Source organism: Bacillus sp. 5w2 (genome assembly GCF_054353775.1).
In genome coordinates this window covers 47,240-65,150 of sequence record NZ_JBTIWT010000018.1, presented here as the reverse complement: position 1 = coordinate 65,150, position 17,911 = coordinate 47,240, and the positions used below count along the sequence as shown (strand labels likewise).

General features: G+C 35.7%; 19 protein-coding genes. 13 read left to right on the top strand and 6 right to left on the bottom strand.

From position 1 onward, the window contains the following. Positions 1-90: 90 nt before the first annotated feature. Positions 91-564, bottom strand: coding sequence for a MarR family winged helix-turn-helix transcriptional regulator (locus ACXY7N_RS23830; protein WP_001016465.1), 474 nt, complete (start codon positions 562-564; stop codon positions 91-93). Between the two features lie 145 nt (positions 565-709). Here ACXY7N_RS23830 and ACXY7N_RS23825 point away from each other — a divergent pair, with 145 nt between their 5' ends. The 11 genes from ACXY7N_RS23825 to ACXY7N_RS23775 all read left to right on the top strand — a co-directional run bounded on the left by ACXY7N_RS23825 (position 710) and on the right by ACXY7N_RS23775 (position 8,456). After that, complete coding sequence (locus ACXY7N_RS23825) at positions 710-1,294, top strand: DUF3238 domain-containing protein (protein WP_016089231.1); 585 nt, start codon at positions 710-712, stop codon at positions 1,292-1,294. Positions 1,295-1,429: 135 nt separating this feature from the next. Then, positions 1,430-2,014 (top strand): DUF3238 domain-containing protein, encoded by a 585-nt coding sequence (locus tag ACXY7N_RS23820; RefSeq protein WP_016133667.1) that lies wholly within the window; start codon positions 1,430-1,432, stop codon positions 2,012-2,014. Positions 2,015-2,214: 200 nt separating this feature from the next. Continuing rightward, the gene (gene cdr, locus ACXY7N_RS23815) at positions 2,215-3,879 is read left to right on the top strand and encodes a CoA-disulfide reductase (RefSeq protein WP_016133668.1); all 1,665 of its coding nucleotides are present in this window, start codon (positions 2,215-2,217) and stop codon (positions 3,877-3,879) included. 185 nt (positions 3,880-4,064) lie between these two features. Then, positions 4,065-4,328, top strand: a complete 264-nt coding sequence (locus ACXY7N_RS23810; RefSeq protein ID WP_016089229.1) for a metal-sensitive transcriptional regulator — start codon at positions 4,065-4,067, stop codon at positions 4,326-4,328. Positions 4,329-4,401: 73 nt separating this feature from the next. Continuing rightward, a complete protein-coding gene (locus tag ACXY7N_RS23805) occupies positions 4,402-4,977 on the top strand; it encodes a sulfurtransferase TusA family protein (RefSeq protein ID WP_176539373.1) in 576 nt (191 codons plus the stop codon). A 38-nt stretch (positions 4,978-5,015) separates the two neighbouring features. Beyond that, positions 5,016-6,146 (top strand): MBL fold metallo-hydrolase, encoded by a 1,131-nt coding sequence (locus tag ACXY7N_RS23800; protein WP_098486473.1) that lies wholly within the window; start codon positions 5,016-5,018, stop codon positions 6,144-6,146. 28 nt (positions 6,147-6,174) lie between these two features. Next, on the top strand, positions 6,175-6,405 hold the full coding sequence (locus tag ACXY7N_RS23795) for a sulfurtransferase TusA family protein (protein ID WP_098560700.1): 231 nt from the start codon (positions 6,175-6,177) through the stop codon (positions 6,403-6,405). A gap of 30 nt (positions 6,406-6,435) precedes the next feature. Next, positions 6,436-6,795: a rhodanese-like domain-containing protein gene (locus ACXY7N_RS23790; RefSeq protein ID WP_016089225.1), complete on the top strand. Its 360-nt coding sequence runs from the start codon at positions 6,436-6,438 to the stop codon at positions 6,793-6,795. A gap of 14 nt (positions 6,796-6,809) precedes the next feature. After that, entirely contained in the window at positions 6,810-7,106 is a 297-nt protein-coding gene (locus ACXY7N_RS23785; protein ID WP_016089224.1) for a rhodanese-like domain-containing protein, read from the top strand. Positions 7,107-7,178: 72 nt separating this feature from the next. Continuing rightward, entirely contained in the window at positions 7,179-7,658 is a 480-nt protein-coding gene (locus ACXY7N_RS23780) for a DsrE/DsrF/DrsH-like family protein (protein ID WP_016089223.1), read from the top strand. A 33-nt stretch (positions 7,659-7,691) separates the two neighbouring features. Next, positions 7,692-8,456 (top strand): sulfite exporter TauE/SafE family protein, encoded by a 765-nt coding sequence (locus tag ACXY7N_RS23775; RefSeq protein ID WP_016133675.1) that lies wholly within the window; start codon positions 7,692-7,694, stop codon positions 8,454-8,456. A 33-nt stretch (positions 8,457-8,489) separates the two neighbouring features. Here the strand turns inward: ACXY7N_RS23775 and ACXY7N_RS23770 are convergent, their stop codons facing one another. Both ACXY7N_RS23770 and ACXY7N_RS23765 read right to left on the bottom strand, forming a co-directional pair. Further along, positions 8,490-8,930 carry a hypothetical protein gene (locus tag ACXY7N_RS23770; RefSeq protein WP_016089221.1) on the bottom strand — a complete coding sequence of 147 codons (441 nt, stop codon included), beginning with the start codon at positions 8,928-8,930 and terminating at the stop codon, positions 8,490-8,492. Positions 8,931-9,078: 148 nt separating this feature from the next. Beyond that, a complete protein-coding gene (locus ACXY7N_RS23765; protein WP_016089220.1) occupies positions 9,079-10,287 on the bottom strand; it encodes an LCP family protein in 1,209 nt (402 codons plus the stop codon). Between the two features lie 465 nt (positions 10,288-10,752). Here ACXY7N_RS23765 and ACXY7N_RS23760 point away from each other — a divergent pair, with 465 nt between their 5' ends. Next, positions 10,753-11,751: a YhdH/YhfP family quinone oxidoreductase gene (locus tag ACXY7N_RS23760; protein WP_016089219.1), complete on the top strand. Its 999-nt coding sequence runs from the start codon at positions 10,753-10,755 to the stop codon at positions 11,749-11,751. A gap of 34 nt (positions 11,752-11,785) precedes the next feature. Here ACXY7N_RS23760 and ACXY7N_RS23755 read toward each other — a convergent pair whose 3' ends face one another. The 3 genes from ACXY7N_RS23755 to ACXY7N_RS23745 form a co-directional block, all read right to left on the bottom strand. Further along, positions 11,786-13,441 carry a Na/Pi cotransporter family protein gene (locus ACXY7N_RS23755; protein ID WP_088083252.1) on the bottom strand — a complete coding sequence of 552 codons (1,656 nt, stop codon included), beginning with the start codon at positions 13,439-13,441 and terminating at the stop codon, positions 11,786-11,788. A 514-nt stretch (positions 13,442-13,955) separates the two neighbouring features. Further along, the gene (locus tag ACXY7N_RS23750) at positions 13,956-14,942 is read right to left on the bottom strand and encodes an NAD(P)-dependent alcohol dehydrogenase (protein WP_016089217.1); all 987 of its coding nucleotides are present in this window, start codon (positions 14,940-14,942) and stop codon (positions 13,956-13,958) included. A 185-nt stretch (positions 14,943-15,127) separates the two neighbouring features. After that, a complete protein-coding gene (locus ACXY7N_RS23745) occupies positions 15,128-16,330 on the bottom strand; it encodes an MFS transporter (RefSeq protein ID WP_016089216.1) in 1,203 nt (400 codons plus the stop codon). A gap of 473 nt (positions 16,331-16,803) precedes the next feature. Here ACXY7N_RS23745 and ACXY7N_RS23740 point away from each other — a divergent pair, with 473 nt between their 5' ends. Further along, positions 16,804-17,892 (top strand): DUF871 domain-containing protein, encoded by a 1,089-nt coding sequence (locus ACXY7N_RS23740; protein WP_488592638.1) that lies wholly within the window; start codon positions 16,804-16,806, stop codon positions 17,890-17,892. Positions 17,893-17,911: the final 19 nt, after the last annotated feature.

The following is a 17,911-nucleotide window of genomic DNA, read 5'->3' as shown; positions in this document are numbered from 1 at the left end:
GAAGCAATAATTATTAATAAAACTGTAGAAAACGAATCCATTTTGAAAGGGACTGATCAAAATGGATTCGTTTTTATGTGGAGTTTTTGCTTACCAAACAGGTCGTATATTTGATGATAATTTCTCAGTATTTTCTTTAGTAACGAATGTTGTTAAATCTTCCTTGAGCATTTGCATTCGTTCAGTACCTATGTTTTCAATCCATCGTTGCTCTATTTCAGCTACTATTTCTTCTTTCGCTTTCATTACAGCTAAACCACGTTCGGTTAAAATAATGATTTTACCTCTTTTATCAGTAGGATGCTTTTTACGCGTGACATAACCACTGTTTTCAAGAGAATCGATCATTTTGCTTACAGCTTGTTTAGAAACTCCTAAATACTCAGCTAGTTCTATACCTGTTGCTCCATTAGGAAGGATTCGTTTGAACATAAAACCGTGTGCTGGCCTAATATCTTCAAATCCTAATTCACTTAATCTGTCATGTAGTTCAGTAATTAATGTGCTGAAAGATAATGATAAAAGTGAAGTGAGATCTAATTCGTTAAATGTTTGATGATTCATGTATATAACCTCCGCACTTGTAGTCAATTAAGTTGACTATTGGTAAGGTCTATTGTACTATACATAATATAGTCAATCAAATTGACTATATTATGTTGGTAGAACAAATAATAATTTATATAAATAGAATCAACGGAGGTTTCACATGGTTAATATTGTAAAAATTAGAGGGAGTGTATTTGCACCGTATGCGTTGCTGAAGCCTATTAAGGATGCTGCAACAGGAAGAGTTTTTGAATACGCTGGAGATGCACGTGAATTTACACCATTCGCTGTAAATACAAAGCGTTCAAGATTAGAACAAGAAGTGATTGTTGATTTTTATAAAAGAGAAATTTTCACATATGTAGATGCTTGCATCGTTACTGTGAAAATTACAAATTCAGATGGCTCAATTGAGTATCAAAAAGGAGAAACAAGTACAGAAAATATTGTATGTACTAATATCGTATGGGGCGAGGATGAAGTTTCATTTGAAATGAGAGCAAGTGCAAGTAATCCGTTAAACGCGGCAGCACCCGCAGCTGATTATTTTTTGACTATACGAGTTAATGAAAGTGGTACTGTGCATGTTGAAGGTGTACATGATGGTTTCCCTTGCTATGAATTTTATAAACAAATAGACTTTCGTTCATTTGAAAAAATATATACACATGATTTCAGAGAAACGGATGATACCCCAGCAGCACTAGCTGGAGAAATGGAATATAGCTTTAAAACGACAATCTAGATATAAATATAGCGCTATTTTTCAGAAGGAAGTAGCAAGCGTAAAAGAGAAAGCTATTGATTATGGGAGCGAAATTGTGGTTTGTTTTGCTCAATATTATGCAGTATTTAAAATAATATTATAGAGGTGTTTCTTATGACTAATATCGTAAAAATTAGAGCTAACGTATTTATTCCAATGTCTTGGACAGAACCAAGGAAGGATATGGAGACAGGAAAAACAATTCAATTCGAAGGTGATTCACGTGAATTTACACCACATGCGGTAAATACTATGCGCTCTAGAGTTGAGCAAGAGGTAGTAGTGGATTTTTATAAAGAAGAAGTGTTTTCATATGCGAACACGGGTATTACGACTGAGAAGGTTACGAATCCAGACGGTTCTGTGAATAAAAGAACAGGAAAAGCGAGTGCTGAAAATATTGTGTGTACTAATATCGTATGGAATCCTGATGGTGTGCAATTTAAAATGAGTGCGAGTGCAAGTAATCCATTAAATATATATGCACCTCCTGTAGATTATGTATTACATGTATGTGTGAAAAGGGATGGTAGTATTGATATTCAAGGAGAGCATGATGGATTCCCTTGTTTTGAATTTTATAAGCAAGTAGATTTCGGTTCATTTGAAAAAATATATACACATGATTTTAGAGAAACTGGTGATACAGCTGCAGCACTAGGTGGAGAAATGGATTATAGTTTTACAAAGAAATTATAGGAAGTATGACAATGGAACGATGGATTGATTCATCCGTAAAGAACTTGGAAATGTCTAAGTTCTTTTTTATTTGTTTCGAATTTGTGAAAGAAAGACACATTGATTGAAATTAAATTTTTTATACTCTATCATATACCCATACAGGTATAGGTTTTTGTGTGTGATGCATGAGAAAATTAAACAATATGGAGGTTTGAAATATGTCTAGAAAAATAGTTGTAGTAGGCGGAGTTGCCGGCGGCGCATCAGTAGCTGCAAGGCTTCGTCGTTTAAGTGAAGAAGATGAAATTATTATGGTTGAGCGTGGTGAATATATTTCATTTGCAAATTGTGGATTACCATACTATATTGGCGGTGTCATTACAGAAAGACAAAAATTATTAGTACAAACTGTTGAAAGAATGTCGAAGCGTTTTAATTTAGATATACGTGTATTGAGTGAAGTAGTAAAGATTAATAAAGAAGAGAAAACAATTACTATAAAGAATGTAACGACAAATGAAACATATAACGAGAAATATGATATTTTAATTCTTTCACCAGGGGCGAAACCAATTGTTCCACCTATTCCAGGTCTTGAAGAAGCAAAGGCGTTGTTTACGTTACGAAATGTCCCGGATACAGATCGTATTAAAGCGTATATTGATGAGAAGAAACCGCGTCATGCGACGGTTATTGGTGGCGGGTTTATTGGAGTGGAAATGGTTGAAAATTTAAGAGAACGTGGAATTGATGTTACTCTTGTAGAGATGGCAAATCAAGTAATGCCGCCAATCGATTATGAAATGGCAGCATATGTACATGAGCATATGAAAAATCACAATGTTGAGCTTGTTTTTGAAGATGGTGTAGATGCATTAGAAGAGGACGGGACTGTTGTACGTTTAAAAAGTGGTTCAATTATAGAGACAGATATGATTATTTTAGCAATTGGTGTACAACCAGAGAGTAGTTTAGCGAAAGATGCTGGATTAGCGTTAGGAGTTAGAGGAACGATAAAAGTAAATGAAAAATTTCAAACATCGTATCCACATATATATGCAATTGGTGATGCGATTGAAGTGAAAGATTTTGTTACTGAAACAGAAACGATGATTCCTTTAGCGTGGCCGGCTAATCGTCAAGGTCGTATGTTAGCAGATATTATTCATGGTTATACGGATTCTTTATATAAAGGTACGATGGGAACTTCTGTAGCTAAAGTTTTTGATTTAACAGTTGCTTCGACGGGAGTAAATGAGAAAATATTAAAACGATTAAATATACCCTATGAGGTAGTACATGTACAGGCAAATTCGCATGCGGGATACTATCCGAATGCTACGCCAGTGCTAATAAAATTGATTTTTAATAAAGATAGTGGAAAAATTTATGGAGCGCAGGCGTTAGGACGTGACGGTGTAGATAAGCGTATCGATGTTATCGCAACGGCAATAAAAACAAATTTAACTGTAATTGATTTGCCAGATTTAGAATTATCATATGCCCCGCCATATTCTTCTGCAAAAGACCCGGTAAACATGGTAGGGTATGCAGCAAGTAATATAGTAGATGGTTTTGTGTACACAGTACAATGGCATGAGATAGATCGTATTGTTGAAAACGGTGGATATCTTATTGATGTTCGAGAGCCTAATGAACTAAAACAAGGAATGATTAAAGGCTCTATTAATATTCCATTAGATGAATTACGTGATCGTTTGGAAGAAGTGCCAGTGGATAAAGAAATATATATTACTTGTCAACTTGGTATGAGAGGGTATGTCGCAGCACGCATGTTAATGGAAAAAGGATATAAGGTAAAGAATGTAGATGGTGGCTTTAAATTGTACGGTACAGTATTACCAGACCGTATTATATATTGATGTTTTTTCATCTTCCACTTCAAAATTTGGTGGAAGATGAAAGCCTATAGATTAAGGTTTCACTTTATGTTTTACGGATATATAAAGTGGAAATTTAAAATAGGGGTTTACAAAATACCCGCAGGGGTATAATATATTGTCATAAGTTATAAATGGTGACATAATGGTAATGAGGTGATTATACAATGGAATATAATCAAGATATGAAAAACAGATTGAAACGTATTGAAGGGCAAGTTCGTGGTGTGCTTCGCATGATGGAAGAGGGAAAAGATTGCCGAGATGTTATTACACAGTTAACTGCATCCCGTTCGGCGCTAGATCGTACAATTGGACTCGTTGTGGGAACAAATTTAGAGCAATGTTTACGTGAGCAGTTTGAAAAGGGTAATGGTTCAAATGAAGATTTAATTAAAGAAGCTGTTCAATTACTTGTAAAAAGCCGATAATCTGTCAAACATAAGTGTTGACAGATTTTCAAAAACATTTTAATATACCCCTACAGGTATATGTATGTGAATTGTGGAGGAATCGACTATGAGTATAAAAGTGGATGTGAGTTTAGATTGTAAAGGTTTGGCTTGTCCGATGCCGATTGTGAAGACGAAGAAGGCGATGGAAGGTTTGATATCAGGGCAAGTGATTGAAGTTCAGGCAACGGATAAAGGGTCTACTATAGATATACAAAGTTGGGCGAATAAAGTAGGTCATCAATATATCGGTACGAAATACGAAGGTGATTTATTGATGCATTACGTTAGAAAAGCACACGAGCATGAAATGAATGAAGTAGTGAAATATCCTCATACAATTATGAATGCGGAATTGCAAGATATATTATTAAGTGGTGAAGAGTGCATCGTATTAGATGTTCGCGAAGCGGCAGAATTTGCTTTTGGTCATATTCCATCCGCCATTTCGGTGCCATTAGGTGAGTTAGACAGTGCTGTCTTAGATAAGGAGAAGCAAATTTATGTTGTTTGCAGAACAGGTAACCGTAGTGATGTAGCTTGTCAAATGTTGAAAGAGAAAGGGAATTCAAATGTGAAAAATGTCATTCCAGGTATGGTAGAGTGGCAAGGGAATATAGAGAAGTAAATTTTTTTAAATAAAAATATACCTATGGGGGTAATTATATGAGCGTTAAACCGTTATATGCAAAAGATGTTGCAGAGAAAATTTTATTCGGAGAGTTGTTTATTTTAGATGTTCGTAATGAGACGGATTATGAAGATTGGAAAATTGAAGGAAAACAAATTTTTTCTATAAATAAACCGTATTTTGATTTGTTAGATGGTGTAGATCATATTGCAAGTGAATTGCCGAGGGAGAAAGAAATTTTAGTCGTATGTGCAAAAGAAGGTTCTTCGCAGTTTGTTGCAGAGCAATTGTTGGGGGCTGGCTTCCATAATGTTTTTTATTTAGCTGGAGGTATGAAAGCTTGGAGTGAATATGTGAAGCCGTTAAAAGTAGGAGATGTACAGGACGGAGGAAGCATATATCAATTTAACCGCCTTGGGAAAGGCTGTTTATCTTATATGGTCGTTTCAAACGGTGAGGCAGCAGTTATTGATGCAGTAAGAACAGTTGAAGCATATGAAGAGTTTGCGAAAGAGCAGGGCGTTACGATTACGAATGTAATGGATACACATTTACATGCAGACCATATTTCTGGAGGACGTAAGTTAGCTGAAAGAGTAGGTGGTACGTATTGGTTACCGCCAAAAGATGCGGAGGAAGTTGTTTTCTCATATGAACCGCTTGTTGAAGGATCTGTTATTACAGTGGGGGGTACCAAAATTGAAATTGACGCATTATACTCACCGGGGCATACGATTGGGAGTACATCATTTATTGTAGATGATTTCTATTTATTATCAGGCGATATTTTATTTGTAGATTCAATTGGGCGTCCAGATCTTGCTGGAAAGGCTGAGGATTGGGTGAGTGATTTGCGAGAAACTTTATATGACCGATATAAAGTATTATCTCAACAATTAATCGTGTTACCAGCTCATTATTCAAAAATAAGTGAAATGGATGAGAATGGTGTTGTGAGCGCAAAGTTAAAAGATTTATTCGCGTATAATGCAGGACTAAATATTGAGGATGAGGGAGAGTTTCGTAAAGTTGTAACAGAAAATTTACCACCTCAGCCGAATGCTTACGAAGAAATTCGTCAAACGAATATGGGGAAGATTCATCCGAGTGCGGATGAAGAGCGTGAAATGGAGATTGGTCCAAATCGTTGTGCAGTGCACGGATAATGAAAGAAATAAAAAACTGGAGGAATAGATGATGAATGTAAAACAAGTATTAGATGCGACAGGTTTAGCATGTCCAATGCCGATTGTAAGAACGAAGAAAGCGATGGATATGTTACAAACTGGAGAAGTGTTAGAAGTACATGTAACGGATAAAGGGTCAGTTAAGGATATTCCAGCGTGGGCGAATAAAGGTGGTCATGAAATCGTAAAGCATGTAGAAGAAGCTGATGTACTGAAATTTTGGATTAAGAAGGCGTAGTAGTTTTATAAATGTGGAGGGGTTGGTTATATGAATATAATATTGAGTACGCTTTTCATTGTATTTACTGCAGTGTTTGTTATTTCACGTTTTTTACCAGTGAAAGGTGTCCAAAATATAAATGGAAAAGAATTACAGAATATAGTGGGGAAAAAAGGGAAACAACTTATCGATGTTCGTACAGTAGGTGAATATAGAGGAAATCATATGAAAGGATTTCGGAACATCCCGTTAAATGAGTTAGCTAGTAGAGCAAGTCAGTTAGATAAAAATAAGGAAGTAATCGTTATTTGTCAGAGCGGGATGAGAAGTAAGCAGGCTGCAAAAGTATTAAAAAAATTAGGATTTCAGCACGTTATCAATGTTTCAGGCGGGATGAATGGTTTGTGAGGAGGAAATTTAAAATGAAAGAAATGACAGCAAAAGAATTAGAAGGAAAATTGTTACGTAAAGAGGCAGTAAATATTATAGATGTACGTGAAGTAGAAGAAGTAGCTGAAGGGAAAATTCTAGAAGCATGTAATATTCCACTAGGACTATTAGAATTTCGTATGCATGAGCTAAATAAAAAACAGGAATATATTATCGTTTGTCGTTCAGGAGGAAGAAGTGCAAGAGCAGTTCAGTTTTTAGAGAGCCACGGTTTTCAAGCAATCAATATGGTAGGTGGTATGTTAGCTTGGGAAGGTAAAGTCGTATAGTACAGAGGTAAATGATTTGAGCCTTTTTATAAACAATCAAATACCCCTATAGGTAATTGGAGGGAGAACAACATGGAACAACAGAAGAAAACAACAATCGTTTTATTTAGCGGAGATTATGATAAAGCGATGGCTGCTTATATTATTGCAAATGGTGCAGCGGCGTATGATCAAGAGGTTACTATTTTTCATACTTTCTGGGGATTAAATGCTTTAAGGAAAGATGAACATGTGAAGGTAAAGAAAACTTTTATAGAAAAAGTATTTGGAAAAATGATGCCGCGCGGAGCTGATAAGATGGGATTATCAAAAATGAATTTTGCAGGTATAGGACCAAAGATGATTAAAGGTATTATGAAAAAACATAATGCGATGCCTTTACCAGATTTAATAGACTTGGCGAAAGAACAGGGGATTAAACTTGTAGCTTGTCAAATGACAGTAGATTTATTAGGGTTAAAAGAGGAAGAGATTATGGAAGGGGTAGAGTTTGCAGGAGTAGGAGCTTATTTAGCAGATGCTTCGGATGGGAATGTGAACTTATTCATTTAAATCACCTTCTTTTTAGAAGGCGGGGGATATAAGGTGAGTTTAGTCGTATTACTTTTTATAATTGGGTTTATAGGATCGTTTATATCAGGAATGGTTGGAATTGGCGGTGCGATTATTAATTATCCGATGATCTTATACATTCCGGTATTGCTAGGGTTTGCGGGATATACATCACACGAAGTGAGTGGTATTACAGCGGTGCAAGTATTCTTTGCAACTTTTGCAGGGGCATGGGCCTATCGGAAAAGTAATGATATGGATAAAACACTAGTTGTGTATATGGGAGCTAGTATATTAATAGGAAGTTTCATAGGTAGTTTTGGTGCGAATGTATTAGAGGAACATACGGTCAATGTTGTTTATGCAGCGTTAGCCACAATTGCTGCTATTATGATGTTCGTACCGAAACGAAATAATGGTGATGAAGTGAAATATAATAAATGGTTAGCAAGCTTGTTAGCATTTATTGTAGGCGGAGCATCAGGCATTATAGGAGCTGGAGGTTCGTTCCTTTTAGTTCCGATTATGCTAGTTATTTTAAAATTACCGATACGTACAACAATAGCAACTTCTATCGCTATTACGTTTATTTCCTCAGTAGGGATTACGACTGGAAAAGTGATAACTGGGCAAGTAGTTGTAATTCCAGCCCTTATTATTGCGGTTGCAAGTATCTTTGCTGCGCCGCTTGGAGTGCGAGTTGGGAAAAGGGTCAATCAAAAAGCACTGCAATATATGTTATCGATTTTGATTGTAGGCACTGCTGTTAAGATGTGGATTGATATGTTATCGAAATAAAAGGATGGCGCTGCTTGCAGCCCATCCTTTTATTTATGCCCAAATAACTTTCATTAAGTTTTTATATTCGTCATTTGCTAATTTATATAGCATTCTCGTATGTTCAAAGACAAGTGCTGGATTGAAATTTGGTTCTGAGAATGCAAGAGATGCTGAGATATCAATTGCATTTTGCTTGTTTAGCGTGAATTTTGCAAATCGATAAGATGTGTTTAGTTCATTAATGACATGCAAAATATCATTTGTTGATGCTTCATTAGGTACGTGAGCAACATTGAAGCAGTATATATCCACAGTAGGATGTTCGTTTTGGAAAGCAGCGATAAGTTGGATTTTTGCTCCAGCTTCTGTCTCTAAACCTACTGAAAAATGAACAGAACCATCATTTTCATCTATATTTTCTTCCATGTATATATCGTTTGATTTTAAGTAGTCTTTAAAATCTGAGATGTTATGTTTTACTGCAGCTTTCATATGTATGAGCCCCCTGATAATTGGAATAGATTGCTACTATTTATTATAATTTAAAAATATTAAAAAAGATAGTTAGAAAGTTCTGATTTTTGATTGTGGAGAAATAAAAAGAAGCAGTACTCTACCTCCATAGAGAACTGCTTCTTTTTTATTCATTGTCGTTAGACGATGTTTCTGTATCTTCATTGTTATTTTTATTCTTATTTTTCACTTCATTGTTACTTGATTCGCGTTCACTTGAATTTTCAGACTTAGACTCTTTTGTTTTCTCTGTGCTTGTTTTCTTTGAATCAGAGTCTGTTTTTGTATATGCAGGTAATCCAAGGTGAGCACGAAGTTCGTTTGTAACATTTGCTAATTCTTTTTTATCTGGATTGTAGTAATATGTTCGACCACCACCAGCAGATTTGCTGCATGTATCGTCACCTTTTTCCATATAGCAGTCGTCACCTTGAATTTGTAATTTCTCAATTGAAGAATCCGCTCCATACTTATAGAATGAAAGCATATCATCGAATGTTAAGTTTGTAACGAATTGTCCGTTAATATCATCAATGATGTTGCCAACTTTTGTTACAGAGCCAACGCTTGTTAGTTTCTTTAAAATAGCTTCAATAACGAGCTGTTGACGTTGTCCACGCATTGCATCACTATCGATGTGTCGCGTTCTAGCAAGTGCAAGCGCTTCTTCACTATTTAGCTTTTGAACACCTTTTTTCAGGTGAATTGCATCAGCATTGTCGTTACTATCTTGTTCAGTAAATTCAACTGGTACATCGACTTCAATGCCACCTAAATCGTCGACAATTTTCATAAATGATTTGAAGTTAAACTTTACAAAGTAATCAACAGGAACGTTTAGTAATTTTTCAACTGCATCAATACTTGCTTGTGGTCCACCATCTTTTCCGTTTTTAGTAGAACCGTATGCATGAGCGTGTGTAATTTTATCTTTTTTCTTTTCCACTGGAATATAAGTATATGTATCTCGTGGAATACTTAATAGTTTTACAGTTTTGCTATCTTTATTAAACGTTGCAAGTAATAGTGCATCCGTTCTTATAGCTTCACCATATTCTTTCCCGCGGACATCGCTTTCATCAACACCCATGACTAAGACAGAGACATTGTTTGCGATAGGTTTTACAGCTTTATCACGTAAATCAGATTTATCACCGCGTGCTAAATCGTGTGCGGCATTTCGAACAGCAGAAGATGCTTTATTTACTAAAAACCAAGTATAACCGCCACCTATTATTAAAAAGAATAGAATAACGCTTATAATAATTTTTGTTTTTTTCTTACCTTTTTTCGGTTTACTGCGTGTATTTTCTTGCAAAGATGGGTTTTGCTCCATTTCTTGTACTCCTTCATTTGGATTGAAATACGACACTCATATCCACTTATTATAATGAAATTTGACGAAAAAAAACATTACAAATCATTTACATTTCGTAAAAATTCAATATATTTATAAAAAGTCAGATTTTTTATATTTTATTTTTGAGATGTAGAATAAGTATAAGTTGTTTTAGTGGAAATGAAAATATGTATTATGAGAAAGTAATAGAGAAGTAAGATTTGTTGAAATATAGCCAAGAAGAAATGAGTAGGTTTACTTGTTTCTTCTATATAATAAAGTGAAACTTTAATCAGTGGCGGTTTTGTTCATCTCCCACTGATTATTAGTTGAACCAATCGGGCGTTTACGGGCAGTTGATCCCCAACTCACTTCTTTGCTTCCGCTGAATTTTGAGGTGGGGGTCTTACTGCCCGTTAATGCGGGATAAAGAAGAATTTTACGGATAAAGGAGATTACATAATGAATCATACATCATTCCGAGCAATCGTTGTGAACGAAACAGATAGTAAACAATTTGTAAGAAACGTTGTAGAGAGAGAAGTAAGTAGTTTACCTGAGGGGGAAGTATTAATACAGGTTCATTATTCTTCATTAAATTATAAAGATGCTCTTTCAGCTACTGGTAATAAAGGTGTTACGAGAACATATCCTCATACACCAGGAATTGATGCAGCAGGAGAAGTTATGAGTAGTGAAGATGAAACCATTAAGGTAGGAGATAAAGTCATTGTAACGGGTTATGATTTAGGTATGAATACTTCTGGTGGTTTCGGAGAATATATTCGCGTGCCAGCATCTTGGATTATCCCTTTACCAGAGGGAATGTCATTAAGGGAAAGTATGATGTACGGGACAGCAGGTTTTACAGCTGCTTTATCAGTATATAAGCTTATTGGAGCAGGCATAACGCCTAGTATGGGAGATGTTCTAGTAACGGGTGCCACAGGCGGCGTAGGGAGTGTAGCGGTTAGTATTTTAAGTAAGTTAGGATTTAACGTAGTAGGAGCGACAGGGAAAATGGAAGAGGAACAGATGCTACTACGTTTAGGAGCGAAAAAAGTGATTCATCGCGCGGAATTGAATGATGAATCAGGAAGACCGATGCTAAAAGGGGTATACGCCGGGGTTATCGATACTGTAGGTGGACATATGTTAGAAACAGCTTTAAAAACGGTAAAGTATGGTGGTTGTGTAACGACATGCGGTAATGTGGCAGGACAGGAATTACAAACAACAGTATATCCGTTTATTTTGCGAGGGATAAGCCTTTTAGGAATAGATTCTGTGCAATGCCCAGTGGATGTAAGAAGAGATGTGTGGACGCTTTTAGCAAGTAAATGGGAAAATAAAGAGCTATTATCTTATACAGAAGAATGTACATTAGAAGAGTTAGATGAGAAGTTTACACTTATATTGCAAGGGAAGTTAAAAGGAAGAACAGTTATAAATATGAAATAAAAAAAGAGACGCTCAAGTTAGCGTCTCTTTCCTATTATAATGATTGTTTTAAATTAATCTTTCCTTGTTCACCTAGAACACCGTCAGCAATATTTACAGCGTGATCACCGATACGCTCTAAGTTACTTACCATGTCAACGAAGATGATACTTGCATCGCCTGAACAGCTACGTTCGTTTAGACGTATTACGTGACGTTTGCGAAGAACACGTTCCATTTGGTCAATTTTACGTTCTTTTGCAATAACAGTTTGAGCTAGTTCAGTATCGAAGTTTGTTAAAGCTTCGACTGCGTCTTGTAATGTTGAAATTGTTAATTCAAGCATTTCATTTAGTTCAGCTAGTGCTTCATCCGATAGGGAAACACGGTTTGAAATTTGGAAATCTACAAGTTCTACAAGGTTTTCTACATGATCACCAACACGTTCAATATCTCCAACAACACCAGCTAAAATAGAATGCTTCTCAGAATCTGCTGATGAAAGTGGTTTTTCTGATAGTAAAACTAAATACTCGGTAATTTTTTTATCTAAATTGTTAATAGCGCCTTCTAATTGAGTAGCCATGTTAGCGTGTTTTTTGTCTTGTGTATTTAAAAACTGGTTTGCTTCTTTTAATCCATCTAATGAAAACTCCGCCATACGGATAATCTCTTTTTGAGCTTCTGTTAAAGCAATAGCTGGAGATTGTTCAATAAAGATTGGATTTAAATGTTGTGGTTTGAAGTTAATCGATGCATCTTCACCACGAATGATTTTTGTTACAATCCAGGCTAATACTGCAATGAATGGGAATTGAATGATTGTATTCGTTACGTTAAATGTTCCATGTGCGAATGCAATTGTCATTTCTGGATTTAAATTTAATGACGTTTGGAAATATTGAATTAAATTTGTAAATGGTATTAATATGATCGTAAAGATAATGGTACCGATAATATTAAAGATAACGTGGACTAATGCTGCACGTCTTGCAGCAATTGAAGTACCGATTGCTGCTAATACTGCTGTAATTGTCGTACCGATGTTATCACCGAATAATACAGGAAGGGCAGCTTGTAAATCGATTGCACCTTGACCGAATAATTCTTGTAAAATACCGATTGTTGCGCTTGAGCTTTGTACAATTAAAGTGAACACTGTACCGACAATAATTCCTAAAATTGGATTATCACTCATGCTAATCATTAAATCTTGGAATGACTCTAAAGAACGAAGAGGTTTCATACCTGCGCTCATTAATTCTAAACCGAAGAATAACATACCAAAACCGAATACAACTTGACCTACAGAATGTACTTTTTTATTTTTAAAGAAGAATAGTAAAATCGCTCCAACTGCCATAACTGGGAGAGCGTATTCTCCGATTTTAATTCCGATAATAAATGCAGTAACTGTCGTACCGATGTTCGCACCCATAATAACACCGATTGCTTGTCTTAATGTCATAAATCCGGCACTTACAAGTCCGACTGTTAAAGCTGTTGTTCCTGAACTTGATTGGATTAATACAGTAACTAACATACCTGCTAGTACACCCATAAGTGGGTTTGTTGTAAAGCGATCTAAAATATCGCGAAGACGATCTCCAGCTGCTTGTTGCAGTCCATCGCCCATGTATTTAATACCGAATAAGAAAATACCTAATCCACCAACGAACTGGAAGATCATTTCTTGAACATTATATTCCACGCATTCCACTCCTTAAATTTCATGTACGCTGTAATTATTAACTAAACCTTGAGGTACTGTAAACGGTTTGCTAGTAAAATTTACACTAAATTTACAAAGAGATAAAAAGTTTACAAATCTTTAAAGAAACACCTGGATTTAATTGGTTTTTTAGATGATATATCTAATCAGTTTGTAAAAAAGTCACAGTTGTCACACTATTCTTGGATAATAAAAATAGGAGAGGTAAACTAACCAAATTGGATGTGCTAAGTAGAGGTTCACCTTATTTATACCAATAGTTCTTTGCATATTTTTTGATTAAAGTTAGAAAAATATGTAGGGGAAATGGGGAGGTTTGAAATGGATTTATTTAATGAAAGTAAAAAACGATTACATTATTTTAAACTGTTTTCTTTTGAGATGCTCGCAACAATAAAAAAGAGCAATTCGCATATGAATTTGCCCTGTTTTTTTATGTTGAAAAAGTTTGAGTACTTCGTATTGTAAAACTATGTGCAGTGTTCTTCTTTTATTAGGAGTGTTCGTTATGTTTCACATTTATGACGACATTTCCCTTTTTGTGTCCTTTTTCTACATATATATGAGCTTCAACAATTTCCTCAAAAGTATATTGCCTATCAATGATCACTTTTATTTTACCGTTCTCAACAAGTTCTTTAAGGAAATTTAATGCTTCGGAAGTTTCAGGTGCGTTTTGACTTAATATGAGTTTCATGCGACTTGTCAATTTAGTCCAGAGCATTTGAGCACTTGGTAACGGTTCAACGATATTTATATAGGTACCATCTTCCTTTAACATTTTAATACACTCTGAAAAGGAGCTCCTGTTTACCGCTTCAAAAATAACATCATACGTTTCGTCTGTAGTAGAAAAATTTTTTGTGGTGTAATCAATTACTTCGTCAGCTCCTAGAGATTTGACCAATTCTAAATTGGAGCTACTGCACACACCTGTAACTGTTGCGCCGAAATACTTGGAAATTTGTACTGCATAACTTCCGACACTTCCAGAAGCTCCGTAAATAAGAACGTTTTGGCCGCTTCGAACATTAGCTTTCCTTAGGAAAAATAAGGCTGTACGTGCTCCAATTGGGATGGCTGCAGCTTCTTCATAGGTTATATTGGAGGGCTTCGTGCATACTGGTCCATCTTCAGATATACAAATATACTCAGCATAAGAACCGAAATTTGCTTGGGTAGCAGCAAAAACTTGGTCTCCTGCTTTAAAACGCGTAACGTTTTTTCCTACTGATTCAACTTCACCAGCTAATTCCATTCCGAGTATTTGTTTTTTCGGTTGTTTGAAACCAAGTGCGATTCGAGCAGGTAGCCAAACAGAAGAGGGAACTGTAAAACTTCTTGAACGAATATCTCCTGCTGTTACGGTTGTCGCTTTTATTTTTACTAGTATTTCATTGTCCTTAGGAGCAGGTTTTTCTATCTCTTTCAGTTGAAGAACGTCGGGGGGACCGTATTTTGTGTACACTATTGCTTTCATTAATATTTCCTCCAATTCGTTCTATATATTAATATCATACGAACAACATGAATAAATAGAACAGTGGTTCACTCTTCAATACAATGCAAAAAGCAGTGTGATTTTTCTTAAGAATCCACTGCTTTTTGTATTTGTGTATATATGATTTTCTTAGTCCAAGCATCTCAAAAAAGAATGAATTAGCATTATCCAACAGCTTTTTCGTTTGTTGTATCTCCCTGTTTTTGCTTCCGTAAGCTTGTGATGTAAATGAACAGGAAAGCAATAAGTAATAGAGAGGAATAACGATATACAGTTGCGTAGTTTGTAAAATGTGCAATGAATCCAAAAATAATCGCGCCAGCGCCAATTCCAAGGTCAAATGCGGAGAAGAATGTAGCTGTTGCAACTCCTCTTCGGTGCGGTGCTACTCGGTCGATCATCCATGCTTGTAGTGCAGGCTGAATCGCTCCAAAACCACTTCCGTAGCATGCTGCTGCAATAATTAAACTCGGAATTGTAGTTGTATACGACAGTAAAATAATACCTGTAAACGTAATGATAACTCCTGGAATAATAACAAATGCATGACCTTTCGCGTCATATAATTTTCCAGAAAACGGACGAGTGACAGCGATTGCAAGTGCATTAAATAAGAAGAAAAGGCTTATATCAGCAATTCCGACTTCCGTAGCAAATAATGTAATAAAGCTCCCGATTCCTCCGTACATTAATGTAATACATAATATTAATAATGAAGGAAGTAAAGCTTTGCGCTCAATAAATCCATCGAGAAAGGTACCAGATGTTTGCTGTGGTGGTTGTGGTGATTTTTTGATTTGAAGTAGTTTCGTTAATATTAATGAAACAATTGTACAGGAAAGTGCACATAAAAAAAGAATCGTGAAGTTATATGTTTGCATAAGCCAAAGTCCGATCAGTGGACCGAGCGCCATTGCAATCGTTCCGGAAAGACCGAAATATCCCATGCCTTCACCGCGGCGAGCTTGCGGAATTAAATCTGAAACGACAGTTCCATATGTAGTCGTTGTAATACCAAAACCAGCTCCGTGTAAAATTCGAACGGCAAGCAATAGGAAGACAGTTGAAGCGAAAAGATAACTACCCATAGCGAGTAAACAAATAGCAGTACCGATCATTAAAATGATTTTTTTATTGAATTTTTGCAAGGCGTTTCCAGTTAGCGGTCTAACAAAAAGTGCCGCCACGGTAAACATACCGACAACAAATCCGATATTGGAACTTGTGCCACCAATTTCTTTCACATAAACAGGTAAAGTAGGAATTAACATTTGAAATCCTAAAAACATACATAAGTTTGCTAGAATTAGCGCAAAAAACTCTTTCGTCCATAACGGTTCTCGTTTTACGAGTATTGCCTCTCCCATATATTCATCCCCTATATAAAATTTTCCCGCTATTCGCGGGCAGTAAAACTTCCACCTCAAAATCCGGCTGGAGCAAAGAAGTTAGGTGGGAGTCGATTTGCCCGTAAACGCCCGATTGGTGAATGCTAATAATCAGTGGGGGATGAACAAAACCCCGACTGATTAAAGTTTCACTTTATCTCTGTTCTTTCGAGTATATGTATTGGTCAATGTAACAGTCAAGGAAGGTGCCTTGAAAACGTACAACAATTTTCGAGGTGAAAAAACTGACAAATTTGTGGAAAGACTACACAACTATGAAAAAAAGATGTAAAGTATAGATGTATAGACTAGTAGTTGTTATGAGTGATAGAAATTGTTTTTTCTTTAACGAAAGCGGATTCAAAAGGTAGTGGAAGAGAAGGGGATATATACTTTTTCGCTACATATATTTGAAAAGGTTTACAATATGATGAAGAAAGAGGCGTGTACATATGAGACGATTAGGTATTTCTATTTATCCAGAACATTCGACAGTAGAGAAAGATAAGGAATATTTAACATTAGCAAGTAAATACGGATTTACTCGTGTATTCACATGTTTATTATCTGTAGATGGTGAAAAAGAGAAAATTATAGAAGAGTTTAAAGAAGCAATCTCTCATGCAAATGCATTAGGGTTCCAAGTATTAGTTGATATTAGTCCGTCTGTTTTTGAACAACTAGGTATTTCATATAATGATTTATCGTTCTTCCATGAACTAGGTGCGTACGGTATTCGTTTAGATGTTGGATTCTCTGGTTTAGAAGAATCGATTATGACTTATAATCCATACGGCTTAAAAATTGAGATTAATATGAGTAACGGTACGAAGTATGTAGATAACATTATGAGCCATAGACCAAATCGTGAAAATTTAATTGGTTGCCATAATTTTTATCCACATCGTTATTCAGGATTATCATACGATCATTTCATTAAATGCTCGAAACAATTTAAAGATTACGGTATGAGAACGGCTGCTTTTATTTCATCATTTGATGCAACATACGGACCTTGGCCAGTAACAGAAGGTTTATGTACGTTAGAGCAGCATCGTGAATTACCGATGACAACACAAGCGAAGCATTTATTTGCGACAGAATTAATTGATGATGTCATTATTGCAAACGCTTATGCATCAGAAGAAGAATTACAAGCACTAGGTGCATTAAATAAAGAGAAACAAACATTTGATATAGAGGTATATGATACAACGACAGAACTAGAAAGAATTATCGTATTAGACGAACCTCATTTTTACCGCGGAGATGTATCTGAATATATGATTCGCTCGACACAAAGTCGTGTGAAATATAAGAAAGAAGAGTTCAAACCGCATAATACACGCGAAATTAAGCGTGGCGATCTTTTAATTGATAATGAGCAATATGGTCAATATAAAGGCGAATTACAAATTGCTTTAAAAGATATGGTGAATACAGGAAAAACAAATGTAGTTGGCCGAATTGTGGAAGAAGAAATTTTCTTATTAGATTATTTACAAGCGTGGGATAAATTCGGATTTACATTAAAGAAATAGAGAGAATATAAAGGGGGAA